We start from the raw sequence: 13003 nt of genomic DNA on the forward strand, positions 1-13003 counted from the left end.
CGCCGGCGTGCATGCCATCGTGCCCGCCCTCATCGCCACGGCGACGTGGGGCCTGGTGACCGGCGTGGCCATGGTCAAGTCGGGCCTGACCGAATCCATGGCGCTGGCGATGACCCTGTTGCTGTACGCCGGATCGGCCCAGCTCACGTCCCTGCCGCTGATCGCCACCGGTGCGCCGTTGTGGCTGATCTTCGCCGCCGGCTGCGTGGTCAACCTGCGCTTCCTGATCTTCGGCGCGGCGTTGCAACCCTATTTCCGCCACTTGTCCTGGCCCAAGCGCCTGGGGTTGGGCTATTTCACCACCGACATGGGCTTCGTGTTGTTCATGCCGCGCTTCGGCGATGCCGCCGAGCGTGGCACCCGTGAACAGCTCTGGTACTTCATCGGCACCATTGCCCCGGGCTGGTTCGTCTGGCAGACCTCGTCGATCGTCGGCATCTACCTGGGCACCATGGTGCCCACCGGCTGGTCGCTGGATTTCGCGGCGGTGCTGGCGCTGCTGGCCATCACGGTGCCGCTGGCCAATTCCAAGCCCATGCTGGTCTCGATGCTGGCCGCGGGCGTGGTCGCCTGGACCGGCCAGGTGCTGCCGCTGCGGCTGGGCCTGGCGGCGGCGGTCATCGCCGGCGTGGTGGCCGGCATGTGGGCCGAACGCTTCTTCAAGGCGCGCGCATGACCCTCTGGCCTTCCGAAATCTATGTCTACTCCGCCATTCTGCTGCTGGCGTTGTGCAGCGTGCTGACGCGCGCCGGCTTCATGCTGTTCGGCGACTATATTCCGCTGCCCGATGGCGTGCGGCGCGCCCTGCGCTATGCGCCGGCCGCCGCGCTCACCGCCATCGTGGTGCCCGATCTGCTGCCCTGGAAGGCGGGGCTGGGCCCCATTTTTGACTACAAGCTGGTGGCGGGCATCGTGGCCATCCTGGTCTTTCTGCGCACCCGCAGCGCCGTGCTGGTCATCGTGGTCGGCATGCTGGTGCTGTGGGGCCTGCGCTGGCTGGCGGGTTGAGGCCGGTCAGCCCAGCGCGGCGGCCGCTTCCATTTCGGACTTCAGGCCACTGAGGAAATAGCGCTTCAGGATCAGTCGGGGCAGCAGCCGCAGGGCCGTATTGCGCAGGCCGAAAGCGAATGCCGAGGTCGGCACGTAGACGGGCGCCAGCTTGCGGCTGCGCTGCTGCAGGCTGTTGATCACGGGCCGCAGCCGCCGTTCGTGGGCCGCCAGCGCCTCTTCAAGCGGCAGCCGGCCCAGTTCCTGGGCCAGCACGTAAGCGCCAGCCAATGCCATCCCCGCGCCTTGCCCAGAAATAAGGGACAGACTGTGCGCGGCGTCACCCGCCAGCAGGATGCGGCCCCGATGCCAACAGGGCACCTCGACCAGCGCCAGGTCGTCCATGACGATGGGGGTGTCCTGCGCCAGCATGGCCAGTTGCCGGCCGACTTCCGCGTGCGTGCCGCGGGACAGTTCGCGCAGCAGGCCAAGCCGCTGCGGCGCCTCGACCCAGCCGTGTTCATGGCTGCGCCAGACGTGCAAGGCCGCTTTGCGGCCGCCGCCGAGCCCGTGGTATTCCACCTGGTGGCCGGGCGCCGCGTAGGACACGAAGTCCCGCGCCATGCCGGTGTCGTCCTCGGTGTCGTAGGCGGCGTAGCGATAGCCCAGCGTGGACAGCGTGGGATCGTCGGCGCCGAACACCTGGGCGCGCAGCGCCGAGCGCACGCCGTCCGCTCCGATCAGGAGGGCGGCGCGCAATTGGCTGCCGTCCGACAGCGTGATGTCGACGCCGCCGAGGTCCTGGGCACAGTGGGCGACAGTGGTCGCCAGGCGGATCTCGGCGTGATCGCGCACCGCCTCATGCAGGACCTGCACCAGGTCCGTGCGGCGCAAGGTGATCCAGTCCAGATCCTTCAACAATTCGCGATAGCGGATCCGCATGACTTCGCGGCCCCGGCGATCGCGGTAGATGTTTTCGCCGATCTCGCGCTCCACCGCGCGCAGCGCCGGTACCAGGTCCATGCGGCGCGCGGTCAGCAGGCCCGGGCCGGACAGGCCCATCATGTAGCCGCCGTCGCGCAGATGCGCGGCGCGTTCCGCGATGACGGCGCGCCAGCCGTGCCGCGTCAGCCACCAGGCGCAGGCCAGCCCGGCAATACCGGCGCCGGCGATAACCACGGTGCGTTCAGACATGTTCGTTCTCCGGGGAAAAAGGCGGCGCCAGGCGCCGCATCAGGGCAGGGAGGGCGAGCACCCCGGCAGCGCCGAAGGCCGCCGCCGCGCCGAAGCAGACGCCATAGCCCCAGTGCTGCGCCAGCCAGCCGGCGGCCACGCCGCCGATCGTGGCGATCATGGCGTCCGCGCACTGGAACAGGGTGAAGTCGACGCCGGCCTGCGCTGGCGAGGCCCGGCCCATGAGGAACGCGTACAAGGCCACGAAGCCGGTTGCCGCCGTCGCCGCTTTCAGCAACGCCAGCGCCACCAGCCACTGCGTGCCGGCATGCGGCAGCCAGGATGACGCCAGCACGGCGGCCAGGAAGATGGCCAGCGCCGTGGTCTGCAGGGCCAGGGCCACGACTACCGCCCGCGCCGCCGCGAGGTGCTGCAGGATCAAGGCGCCGAGCAGGGTGCCGGCCAGGCCCGCCACGACCGCGCCGGCGCCATTGATCCAGCCCACCGACGCCAGCGGCACGCCGCGGTCGAGCAGCAGCAGGGGCGTCATGCCATAAGCCAGCCGGGAGCCGGCCTGGAACACGATCGTGATGATCAGGCCCAGGCGCACGTCGCGACGGCCCAGCGCGTGCGTCAGGCTGGGACGGTGCGCGGACGGGTGGGCCGCGCGCGCCGGCTCGCGCACCAGCGCGAATGGCAGCGTCAACAGCAGGACAAGTCCGCCCATGGTGGCCGCCGCCACGCGCCAGCCGTGGCTGCCTGCCAGGACGACGAACAGCCCGGCGCCCAGGAACATGCCCAGGTAGCTGGAGCCGACCTGGGTGGCGTTGCCCCAGCCGCGCCGGTTCTCTGCCAACTGTTCGACGGCGAACGCGTCGCCGGCGATGTCCACCGTGGCCGCGGTCAATGAGATCAGGCCCAGGATGGCCAGCAGCACGGGCATGGAGGGCTGGCCCAGGCCCGCCAGCAGGAACAGCAGCGCGGCTAGCAACCATTGCCCGGGCAGCACGATGCGGCGGGTGCGCCGCTCGGCCTGCCCCGCCGGCAGCCGGTAGCGTTCGATCCAGGGGGACCACAGGAACTTCAATGCCCAAGGCAGGAACGCCAGGTTGGCCAGGCCGATCTGGGCCAGCGGCGCGCCGCCGTCGCGCAGCAGCGCGGGCACGCCCTGGAAGGCGATGCCGCTCACCAGGCTCTGGGCCATGCAGATGCCGCCGATGGCGGCGATCACCTGCGCCGTCGGCAGGCGCGCGGGCACGTCTGGGCGCATGAAGCCGATCCTAGTATTCGAAGGCGAGGTTCAGGCCGACCGTCCGGCCCGGGTCGAGCTGGGCGAAGTTGCCCATCGGCCCGCCGGCGAAGGCGAAGGCGCGGTAGCGCTTGTCGGTGAGGTTGTTGGCATACAGCGTCGCCTCGACCTGCGGTCGGATGCGCCAGGCCAGGCTGAGGTCGACCAGCGTGTAGGCGTCCTGGCGCAGGGTGTTGGCGATATCGAAGAACTGCGCGCCGATGCGCCGCACGGCCAGGGTCGGGGACAGCCGCCCGATGCCTGTGTCGAAGCGGCCGCGGGCGCTGGCGGTCAGGCCGTAGCCCGGCGAGAACGGCACCCGGTTGCCGTCGCAGCCCTGGCAGGCGGAGGCATCGCTGAAGCTGCGGAACGTGGTGTGGTTGACGAAGCCGTCCAGGCCCAGCGTCCACTGCGCCGAGACGTCCCAACCCAGGTCGAACTCGACGCCCGTGGCGCGGGTATTGCCGACGTTCTGCAGGTGCTGCTGCCCCAATCCGCCGACGTAGAGTTGCGCGTCGCGGATGTCGGTGCGGTAGACGGCGGCGCCCAGGCGCAGCGTGTCGCCGTCATGGCGCGTGCCGACCTCGTAGCTCAGGCCTTTTTCCCTGCCATAGGGGCGGGCATCGCTGGGGTTGGATGGCGCCAGGTTGTAGCCGCCTGGCTTGTAGCCCTGCGCGGCGTTGGCGTACACGCGCCACTCGGGCGACAGCCGGTAGCCGACCGACAGTTTGCCGAGCACGCTATTGCCCGCACTGGTGCCCGAACCGCCGAATGGCGTCTGGCCGAAGGTGGAGAAATCCAGCGTCTGGCCGTCATAGCGCGTGGCGGCCTTGTCGCGGGAATAGCGCAGGCCGGCCGACAGGTCGAGCGCGTCGGTGGCGTGCCAGGTGGCGTCGGCATAGGCGGCGAGCGATTCGCTGGTGTTGCGCGAGTCGGACTGGTGCGTGTCCAGCGGCATCGGCCCCTGCATCTGGTTGAACACTGCGCGCGATTGGGTGACGCGCTGGCGATACAGGCCCAACACGCCGTCGACGGCGCGCTTGCCGGTGGTGGACAGGCGCAGCTCCTGCACCTGCTGGCGCCAACGCTCGGGCTGACTGGTGTAGCTGGGGCCGATGGGGTAGTGGCGCTCGTAGTGCAGGGCCTGCCAGGCCGCCACCGCGTTCAAGCGCCAGCCGTCGAAGTCGTAGCGGCCGGTCAGCGACTGGCTGTTGCCGCAGCGCTTCTGGTAGAAATCCGCCAGCGACGCCGGCATGCCCGGCGCGGTGTACGCGTGGCTGGCATGGAGATCGTCGAACGGGACGTAGGCGTCCTGGCTGGCGCGGGTGCATTCGCCGCTGACGGCCAGGCCCAGTTCCCACGGACTGCCGGCGGGCGCCAGCCGCAGCCGCGCGGCGCCCGCATTGGCCGAGGCCCCGCCGACGTGGCTGGCGCCGGTGGCGGAGTTGTCCAGCCGGCCGGGCGCGTCGTTTGCCACGGCGGTGACCGACCCGTACAGCAGGTTGTCGACCAGCGGCCCGCCGCCGCTGGCCTTGAACAGGTACCCGTCCCGGCTGGCGACGCCGGCGCTGGCGCGGAAATAGGGTTCGTCGCCCGGTTGCCGCGACACGATGTTGAGGACGCCGCCCATGGCGCTCTTGCCGTAGAGCGTGCCCTGGGGGCCCTTCAGCAGCTCGATGCGGTCGACGTCGGTCAGCAGTTGCGAGGTGAACGTCGGCAATTGCGGCACGCCGTCCACGTAGACCGTCAGGGCGGGGTTGTAGAAGTCCTGCGCGGACGTGATGCCGCGTACCGAGATCACCGGGTACAGGAACGAGCCGCTGCTGGACATCTGCACGCCGGGCAGCACGCGCGACAACTGCATGGTGTTGTCGACCTGCGCGGCCTGCAGCGCCTCGGCCGGCACGACGACCACGGCGCCGTTGACGTCGCGCAGCGATTGTTCCTGCTTGCTGGCGGTGACGGTGATGGGAGCGAGCTCGCTGACGGACTGTGCCGCGGCGGGCGCCGCGAAGGCGCACAAGGCGGCCGCCAGGGCGGTGTGTCGGAAAGGGAACGCAGTCGTCATGGTGTCGGCCCGGGCTTTCGGTAGAATCATTAATGAGAATTATTGTTGTTTGATGGGCGTCGCGCTGACGTTTTCGGTGCCGCCGTTGTTCAAATCGGGGTCTAAATTTGGATTTCGCCATCGGCGCTATCGCGCCCCCCGCCGCCGGGCCTATCGCGCGCGCCGACCATCCGTTGCTGTCGGCTGTGGCCATGCCGCCCGAGTGGATGACGATGCTGCGCATGGAGTCGCGTGACGACGACCTGGCCCTGACCGTCTGGAGCGGTACGCCCGCGGTCGGGCTAAACGTCAACGCCGAAGGCCCGCCGATGTTCTGCATCGCGGTTTTCCTGGATGGCCGTGCGCGCATGTCGATCCAGGGGGGAGAGCCGTTGGCGGTGGGGCCGGGCATGGCCGTGGTGCAAACCGGCGAGCGCGGGACACGCGGCTGGTTTCACATGCCGGGCAGGCAGAATGTCCGTCTGGTGGACATTCGTTATTCACCCGCCGGGCTGCTGCGCGCCGGCGGCAGGCCGCTGGCCGCGCTGCGCGGCGCTTTCGTGCTCGATCACAGCGTGCCGGCCACGGGATCGCTGATGGCGGGCTTTCCCGCGCCGCCAGGCTTGTTGCGGTTGGCGGCGGACGTACTGGACTGCCGCCACGAAGACGCCACCGCGCGCCGCTTGTACATGCGCGCCAAGGCGCTCGAAGCCCTGGCCATCGTGCTGGAAACCATGAGCGACGCGGCCGCGGAGCCGCCGGTGGCGCCGCGCGAACGGCGCCTGCTGGCGCAGGCGCGGCGCCTGATAGAAGCCCGCTACGGCGAGGAATGGACGGTATCGCGGCTGGCGCGCGAGGTTGGCCTGAGCGAAAAGAAGCTCAAGGCCGGCTTTCGCCAGGTCGCCGGCCGTTCGGTCCATGCCTATCTGAAATCGGTCCGGCTGGACGCCGCGGCGTCCATGCTGGAGGCCGGTTACAGCGTCACCGACGCCGCGCTGGCCACCGGATTCGGCAACCTGAGCCATTTCAGCAAGAGCTTCCGCCAGGCCAAAGGAGTCGCTCCCCGGCAGTGGCTTGACCGCCCCGGCGTCCGGCTGCGCTAAAATTAAGTTATCCACAGCAATCCGGGCCTGGTACTGCCCTCATAAGTATCGAAACCAGAATGCGCCACCTGGCCTGCAAGGCAGGGTGCCGATTGCCCGCGACGCGCTTGCGCTTCGGGTGGTTCGCACGTGGCCGCGCGAGCGTGGCGCGCGTTCCGGTTGTCCCGATGCATATGCAGTGCAGTGCTTGCAGCACTCTCGTTTTGTTCTTTTTCACTGGTCCCGGTACTTGCCTAACCCTGATGACTGAATCCACTCAATCCGCAGCACCCACCGCCGAAGCGCCCGCGCCGACGCCCACGTTCTCCGACTTCGGGCTGCATCCCCTGCTGTTGCAGTCGATCGCCGAAACCGGCTACACCACGCCCACCCCGATCCAGGCGCAAGCCATTCCCGTCGTGGTCGAGGGGCGCGACGTCATGGGCGCGGCCCAGACCGGCACCGGCAAGACGGCGGCCTTCACGCTGCCGATCCTGCATCGCCTGATGCCGCTGGCCAACACCAGCGCCTCCCCCGCCCGCCATCCGGTGCGCGCGCTGATCCTCACGCCCACGCGCGAGCTGGCCGACCAGGTCTACGAAAGCGTCAAGCGCTACAGCAAGCAGACGCCGCTGCGTTCCGCGGTGGTCTTCGGCGGCGTCGATATCGGTCCGCAGAAGGAAGCGCTGCGCCGTGGCTGCGAAGTGCTGGTGGCCACGCCCGGCCGCCTGCTCGACCACGTCGAGCAGAAGAACGTGAACCTGAGCCAGGTCGGCATCCTCGTGCTGGACGAAGCCGATCGCATGCTGGACATGGGCTTCCTGCCCGATCTCGAACGCATCATCCGGCTGCTGCCCGCGCAGCGCCAGGGTCTGCTGTTCTCGGCCACCTTCAGCAACGAAATCCGCAAGCTCGGCCGTTCGTACCTGAACCACCCGGTCGAAATCGAAGTCGCGGCGCGCAATGCCACGGCCAACACCATCACGCAGATCGCCTACAAGATGTCGGGCGACCAGAAGCGCGCCGCGGTGGTGCACCTGGTGAAGTCGCGCGGCCTCAAGCAGGTCATCGTGTTCTCGAACACCAAGATCGGCACGGCGCGCCTGGCGCGCGAGCTCGAGCGCGACGGCGTCAAGGCCGAATCGATCCACGGCGACAAGACCCAGGCCGACCGCATGAAGGCGCTCGAAGCCTTCAAGGCCGGCGAACTTGAAGTGCTGGTCGCCACCGACGTGGCGGCGCGCGGCCTGGACGTGGCTGGCGTGCCTTGCGTCATCAACTACGACCTGCCGTACAACGCCGAGGATTACGTGCACCGCATCGGCCGTACCGGCCGCGCCGGCGCCACGGGCGAAGCCATCGCCCTGTTCACCGGCGACGAAGAGCGCTTCCTGCTCGACATCGAAAAGCTGATCAAGCGCGAAGTGCCGCGCGGCACGCTGGAGCTGCCCGCCGACCTGGTCGCGCGCAGCCATCATGGCCATGGCCGCCGCGAAGAGCGCGCCGCGTCGCCGCGAGAAGGCGGCCGCGAGCGTGGCCGTTCGTCGGAACGCCGTTCGAACGGCGGTTCGTCGCGCCAGCCGGTGGACGATTTCTTCCTCAAGCCCTACGAGCCGTCGACGTCGTCGGCCCCGGCCGAAGAGCCCGACGCGCCGCGCCAGGGCGGCAACTCGTCCGCGCCCAAGCGCCAGATCGCCGTCCTGCTGGGCGGCAGCCGCAAGTAGTGGCGTCGTCGCGCACCCGCATTCCGGATGCGCGACGCGCGGACAAAAAAAGCGCCCGGGGCGCTTTTTTTTTCTGCGGGCCGTTCAGGCGGCGAGCAGCCGGGGCAGGTCGGGGAGCGCCGAGGTCACTGCGGCGCTCTGCGCGTCCAGGCTTTCCAACAGACGTTCCAGATGGCCGATGTGCGGCAGCATCGGGCCGTAGAACACCACGCGGCCGCCGATCTGGATGAGCAGAGTCGGGAAGTTCTCGACGTCGACTTCCCCCAGCAATTCGGCATGATCCTCGATGTCGATCCAGGCGAAGACATGCTGCGGCAGCGCGCTGGACAGCGCCCGCAGCTTGGGTTTGTATTCCTCGCAGGTGTCGCACCAGGCGGCGCAGAAACAGGCGACCAGCCAGGCATCGGGCGAGGCCGCCAATTGGGCGCGCAGGGCGGTGAGGTCGGAGCCGGGTACAAGTAATGTCATACGAGCGCAGGGGGGCGTGTTTGACTATCATACCCGGGATGACCACCTTCCTTTCGTCCTGCGATGACCGCCTTGCGCACTGATTCCCCGCCGCCCGAAGCCGGCCGCTTCGCCCGTGCCGCCACCGGCGTCGGGTTGGCGTTCAAGCGCGCCCTGGTGTCGCAATGCCATCCAACGATGCTGTTCGCGGTGCTGCTGCCGTTCCTGATTGCGCTGGTCGGGGTGGTGCTGCTGTTCTGGCTGTTCTGGACGCCCCTGACCGACTGGCTTGCCGCCCAGGCCTCGCATTGGGACTTCATCAACCGCACCGAGGAATGGCTGCTGGCGATGGGGCTGTTCTCGCTCAAGATCTACCTGGTGCCGGTGATCGCGGTGTCGATCCTGCTGCCGCTGTCGGGCGTGCTGGGCCTGGCGATCGCCGCCGTTTTCGTCATGCCGCTGGTGCTGCGCCACGTGGGCCACCGCGAGTACGCCGGCCTCAGCCGGCAGGGCAAGCTGGCGACCTCCGTCAGCGTCTGGAACGCGATCTGGGTATCGGGCGCGTTCGTGCTTGGCTGGCTGTTCACCATGCCGTTGTGGCTGGTGCCGCCGATGGCCTTGATCCTGCCGATCTTCTGGTGGACCTTCGCCTTTTCGCGCATGATGCGGGTCGACGCCATCGTCGAACACGCCAGCCCGGCCGAGCGCAAGCTCATCCTGGAGCGCCACAACGGCGGCTTCTGGATCATCGGCCTGATCTGTTCGTTGCTGAACCTGCTGCCGCCTGCCTGGATTATCCTGCCGGTGTTCTCGGCACTGGTCTACGCGCACTACGGCCTGGACGCGCTCCAGCGGCTGCGCCAGGAACGCACCATCGACGTCGCCTGACGCGGCGCCTTCGCCTTCATTCAACCGCCAATCTCTGGAACCGGACATGGCTGCAGAATCCGCCTCCCGCCGTATCGGCCTCATCATCGTCGGCGACGAAATCCTGTCGGGCCGCCGCCAGGACAAGCACTTTTCCAAGGTCGTCGAGCTGCTCGGCGCGCGCGGCATGCAACTGGCCTGGGCGGAGTTCCTGCCCGACGACCGTGACGTGCTGGTTGCCGCCTACCGGCGCAGCTTCGCCACCGGCGACGTGGTGTTTTCCTGTGGCGGCATCGGCGGCACGCCGGACGACCATACCCGCCAGGCCGCCGCGGCGGCCCTGGACCTGCCGCTGGCCCTGCATCCCGAGGCCGAGCAGGCGATCGCGCTGCGCACCGCCGAAATGGCGGCCAAGGGGCAGGGCACGGCCGACATGAGCGCGCCCGAGAACCAGCAGCGGCTGCAGATGGGCGTGTTTCCCGAGGGCTGCGAGATTGTGCCCAATCCGTACAACAGGATTCCGGGCTTCTTCATCCGCGACCATACCTTCGTGCCAGGCTTTCCCGTGATGGCCTGGCCGATGCTCGAATGGACCCTCGATACGCGTTATCGTGCGTTGCAGCATACGCGCCGCCACGCGGAGCATTCGTTCCTGGTGTTCAGCATGCCGGAATCGCGCATCACGCCGGCCATGCAAACCGTCGAGAGCCGCTGGCCCGGGGTGCGCGCCTTCAGCCTGCCGAGCGTCGGCGAAGCCGGCGGCACGCCGCACATCGACCTGGGCGTGAAGGGCGAGCCCGAGGCGGCGGCCGAGGCATTGGCGTTCCTGCGGGCAGAAGTGCTGCGCCTGGGAGGCAAGCTGGCGCCACCCGCGGGTTGAATCGGGAGCGCTAAGGAAAACGGGGCATGTCCCCGTTTCCAAGGCCAAAAAACGATTGCCAAACGGCCCGGTAAATTTCACAATACGGGAAAGAACTGTTTGCTGCGTTGCCGCAAGTCTGGTCTCTTTCGGTGGCGCCGCGCTTGCCCTTCCTTTCCTATGTCCCGTCCTTCTTCCACCCGTAATGCCCTGGACGCCGAGGCCGATGGCGCTTCGGGCAGTCCCATCGCCATTCAGGTCATCGAGCGCGCCATGCGCCTGCTCGATGCGCTGGCCGCGCAGCCCGAACCCGTCACGCTCAAGGAATTGTCCGCGACCACCGGCCTGCATGCCTCGACCGCGCACCGCATCCTGAACGACCTGGTCGTGGGACGCTATGTCGAACGTGTCGACAACGGCCTGTATCAGTTGGGCATGCGCCTGCTGGAGCTGGGCTCGCTGGTCAAGGGGCGGCTGAATGTGCGCGAGGCGGCCATTTCGGCGATGCGGTCGCTGCACAAGCTCACGGGTCAGACGATCAACCTGTCGGTGCAGCAGGGCGACGAAATCGTCTACATCGACCGCGCCTGGAGCGAGCGCTCGGGCATGCAAGTGGTGCGCGCCATCGGCGGCCGCGCGCCCCTGCACCTGACCTCCACCGGCAAGCTGTTCCTGTCCACCGGCGACGCCCGCCAGGTGCGCGCCTACGCCTTGCGCACCGGCCTGGCCGGCCATACGCGCAACAGCCTGACCGATCTCGACCGCCTCGAACGCGAGCTGGCGCTGGTGCGTCGCCATGGCTACGCCCGCGACAACGAGGAACTGGAGCTGGGCGTGCGCTGCATCGCGGCGGGCATTTTCGATGACACCGGCAAGCTGGTCGCCGGTCTGTCGATCTCGGCGCCCGCCGAACGCTTGCAGGACGACTGGATCAAGGCCCTGGTGGACACGGCCGCCAGCATTTCCGAGGCGCTGGGCTACGAGCCCTCGGTATCCAGCGGCTTCAACGGCCTGGGTATGGCGGCGGAAGCGATGCGCACCTGATCGCCTGCGTTGCCGCGGCCATGAAAAAGCCCCCCGGTTTCAGCAACCGAGGGGGCTTTTTCATGGCCGTGGCGAAACTATCCGCCAGGCGCGATGCACAGCGCAGGCCCCGCCCGGCGGGGCCCGCCCTGAATTACTGCTGTTCGACGCCGGCCTTCTTGAACAGCTCGGCCCACTGCGGGACCTGCTGCTTGACCTTGGCGTCCAGGGCCTGCGGGTTGGCGTCGGCGGTCAACACCGTGGCGCCCAGTTGCTTCATGCGTTCCTGGAACTTCGGATCCGCCAGGCCAGCCTGCAGGCTCTTGACCAGCTTGTCGACCACCGGCTTGGGCGTGCCCTTCGGCACCCACATCCCATGCCAGATACCCACTTCGAAACCCTTGAAGCCGGACTCGTCCATGGTCGGCAGCTTGGGCAGGGTGGGCACGCGCTGCAGGCTGGTGACGGCGTAGGCCTTGACCTTGCCGCTGTCGATCTGCTGCGTGGTGTTGGTGGTCTGGTCGCACAACAGGTCGACCTGCTTGCCCAGCAGGTCGTTCATGGCTGGCGCCGTGCCCTTGTAGGGGATGGTCAGCAGTTGCACGCCCAGGGCCTCGACCAGCATGGTGCCGCACAGGTGGCTGGCGGCGCCGATGCCGGCGTTGGCCAGCGAGACCTTGTCCTTGTTCTTTTTGACGTAGTCGGCCAGTTCCTGGATGTTGTTGGGCGGGAAGTCGGAGCGCGCGATGATGGTCATGGGCACGTCGACCACCAGGCCGATCGGCTCGAAGCTCTTGTAGGGGTCGTACCCCGGGTTCTTGTAGAGCGACGGCGCGGTCGAGAAGCCGGCGTGCATCAGCAGCACGGAATAGCCGTCCGGCTGCGACCGGGCCACCTGCGTGGTGCCGATCGTGCCGCCCGCGCCGCCCTTGTTTTCGACCACGACGGTCTGGCCCAGCGAATGCCGCATGGCTTCAGCCAGCGAACGCGCGACGTTGTCCGTCGGACCGCCGGCGGCGAAAGGCACCACCATGTTGATGGGGCGTTCCGGGAATTCCGCGTGGGCGGCGCCGGCCGCGAGCATGGCGCTGGCCGCGAGCAGGGCCGAAAGCGTGCGGGGGATGAGGGTCATGAAGTCTCCAATTGCAGGGTTTTGCTTGCTGCGATGTGTTTTTGACCGCTGACTTATCGTTTGTGTTTATCTGTCATCAGCGTGCAAGCAGTGTAGAAAAGAATTGATACGCCGTCATGTCCGGTATTTCCCGAATCATGGGAAATGCTTGCGTTGGATCAATCCTGCACCGGCGCCTGCACTGTTAATGTGCAAATAGTTGTTGCGTTGCACCAATATTGCTTGACAAGGTTTTTTAGGCCCGTAGAATATCAATTGTGCAGTGCATCAAACGGGCCGGCGGTAGCTTGTAGTACCAGTTTCCGCGCACGTTCCTTATTTCGTCGCAGACACCATCCTTACTCGCCGGACAGCCTCCGGCTACCCCTAAAAGG

At 67.9% G+C, this 13003-nt stretch carries 12 protein-coding genes; 7 read left to right on the forward strand and 5 right to left on the reverse strand.

Going from position 1 to position 13003, the window contains the following annotated elements; translation table 11 throughout:
• Both SB816_RS15765 and SB816_RS15770 read left to right on the forward strand, forming a co-directional pair.
• Positions 1-676: AzlC family ABC transporter permease (locus SB816_RS15765; RefSeq protein ID WP_410547269.1), on the forward strand; the 676-nt coding region annotated here is incomplete at its 5' end.
• A complete protein-coding gene (locus SB816_RS15770) occupies positions 673-1008 on the forward strand; it encodes an AzlD domain-containing protein (RefSeq protein ID WP_006393180.1) in 336 nt (111 codons plus the stop codon). The genes SB816_RS15765 and SB816_RS15770, both read left to right, overlap by 4 nt.
• Positions 1009-1014: 6 nt before the next feature.
• Here SB816_RS15770 and SB816_RS15775 read toward each other — a convergent pair whose 3' ends face one another.
• From SB816_RS15775 to SB816_RS15785, 3 genes are read right to left on the reverse strand one after another with little or no spacing between them, the layout of a single operon-like run.
• Positions 1015-2181 carry an FAD-dependent monooxygenase gene (locus tag SB816_RS15775; RefSeq protein ID WP_410547270.1) on the reverse strand — a complete coding sequence of 389 codons (1167 nt, stop codon included), beginning with the start codon at positions 2179-2181 and terminating at the stop codon, positions 1015-1017.
• A complete protein-coding gene (locus tag SB816_RS15780; protein ID WP_144655817.1) occupies positions 2174-3430 on the reverse strand; it encodes an MFS transporter in 1257 nt (418 codons plus the stop codon). The genes SB816_RS15775 and SB816_RS15780 overlap by 8 nt, the downstream gene beginning before the upstream one ends.
• Positions 3431-3440: 10 nt before the next feature.
• Complete coding sequence (locus SB816_RS15785) at positions 3441-5516, reverse strand: TonB-dependent receptor (RefSeq protein WP_410547271.1); 2076 nt, start codon at positions 5514-5516, stop codon at positions 3441-3443.
• Between the two features lie 107 nt (positions 5517-5623).
• Here SB816_RS15785 and SB816_RS15790 point away from each other — a divergent pair, with 107 nt between their 5' ends.
• On the forward strand, positions 5624-6598 hold the full coding sequence (locus SB816_RS15790; protein ID WP_231132886.1) for a helix-turn-helix transcriptional regulator: 975 nt from the start codon (positions 5624-5626) through the stop codon (positions 6596-6598).
• A gap of 242 nt (positions 6599-6840) precedes the next feature.
• Positions 6841-8301, forward strand: coding sequence for a DEAD/DEAH box helicase (locus SB816_RS15795; protein WP_155755479.1), 1461 nt, complete (start codon positions 6841-6843; stop codon positions 8299-8301).
• Between the two features lie 84 nt (positions 8302-8385).
• Here the strand turns inward: SB816_RS15795 and SB816_RS15800 are convergent, their stop codons facing one another.
• On the reverse strand, positions 8386-8769 hold the full coding sequence (locus SB816_RS15800) for a thioredoxin family protein (RefSeq protein WP_054501761.1): 384 nt from the start codon (positions 8767-8769) through the stop codon (positions 8386-8388).
• 63 nt (positions 8770-8832) lie between these two features.
• Between SB816_RS15800 and SB816_RS15805 the strand changes: the two genes are divergently transcribed.
• From SB816_RS15805 to SB816_RS15815, 3 genes are all read left to right on the forward strand, one after another.
• A complete protein-coding gene (locus tag SB816_RS15805; RefSeq protein WP_064523861.1) occupies positions 8833-9636 on the forward strand; it encodes an EI24 domain-containing protein in 804 nt (267 codons plus the stop codon).
• Between the two features lie 46 nt (positions 9637-9682).
• Positions 9683-10495: a competence/damage-inducible protein A gene (locus SB816_RS15810; protein WP_054501759.1), complete on the forward strand. Its 813-nt coding sequence runs from the start codon at positions 9683-9685 to the stop codon at positions 10493-10495.
• A gap of 159 nt (positions 10496-10654) precedes the next feature.
• Positions 10655-11518, forward strand: a complete 864-nt coding sequence (locus tag SB816_RS15815) for an IclR family transcriptional regulator (protein WP_054501758.1) — start codon at positions 10655-10657, stop codon at positions 11516-11518.
• Positions 11519-11651: 133 nt separating this feature from the next.
• On the opposite strand, the gene SB816_RS15820 is transcribed toward SB816_RS15815, so the two are convergent.
• Positions 11652-12629, reverse strand: coding sequence for a tripartite tricarboxylate transporter substrate binding protein BugD (locus SB816_RS15820; RefSeq protein WP_049071679.1), 978 nt, complete (start codon positions 12627-12629; stop codon positions 11652-11654).
• Between the last annotated feature and the right edge of the window lie 374 nt (positions 12630-13003).

This window comes from Achromobacter sp. SIMBA_011, assembly GCF_046535435.1.
GTDB classification, from domain to species: Bacteria; Pseudomonadota; Gammaproteobacteria; order Burkholderiales; family Burkholderiaceae_B; genus Achromobacter; species Achromobacter dolens.

What these genes read in the sequence shown, in the direction of transcription:
- SB816_RS15770 (WP_006393180.1), top strand. Translation starts at nt 673, where the DNA reads ATGACCCTCTGGCCTTCCGAAATCTATGTCTACTCCGCCATTCTGCTG.
- SB816_RS15775 (WP_410547270.1), bottom strand. Translation starts at nt 2,181, where the DNA reads ATGTCTGAACGCACCGTGGTTATCGCCGGCGCCGGTATTGCCGGGCTG.
- SB816_RS15780 (WP_144655817.1), bottom strand. Translation starts at nt 3,430, where the DNA reads ATGCGCCCAGACGTGCCCGCGCGCCTGCCGACGGCGCAGGTGATCGCC.
- SB816_RS15785 (WP_410547271.1), bottom strand. Translation starts at nt 5,516, where the DNA reads ATGACGACTGCGTTCCCTTTCCGACACACCGCCCTGGCGGCCGCCTTG.
- SB816_RS15795 (WP_155755479.1), top strand. Translation starts at nt 6,841, where the DNA reads ATGACTGAATCCACTCAATCCGCAGCACCCACCGCCGAAGCGCCCGCG.
- SB816_RS15800 (WP_054501761.1), bottom strand. Translation starts at nt 8,769, where the DNA reads ATGACATTACTTGTACCCGGCTCCGACCTCACCGCCCTGCGCGCCCAA.
- SB816_RS15805 (WP_064523861.1), top strand. Translation starts at nt 8,833, where the DNA reads ATGACCGCCTTGCGCACTGATTCCCCGCCGCCCGAAGCCGGCCGCTTC.
- SB816_RS15810 (WP_054501759.1), top strand. Translation starts at nt 9,683, where the DNA reads ATGGCTGCAGAATCCGCCTCCCGCCGTATCGGCCTCATCATCGTCGGC.
- SB816_RS15815 (WP_054501758.1), top strand. Translation starts at nt 10,655, where the DNA reads ATGTCCCGTCCTTCTTCCACCCGTAATGCCCTGGACGCCGAGGCCGAT.
- SB816_RS15820 (WP_049071679.1), bottom strand. Translation starts at nt 12,629, where the DNA reads ATGACCCTCATCCCCCGCACGCTTTCGGCCCTGCTCGCGGCCAGCGCC.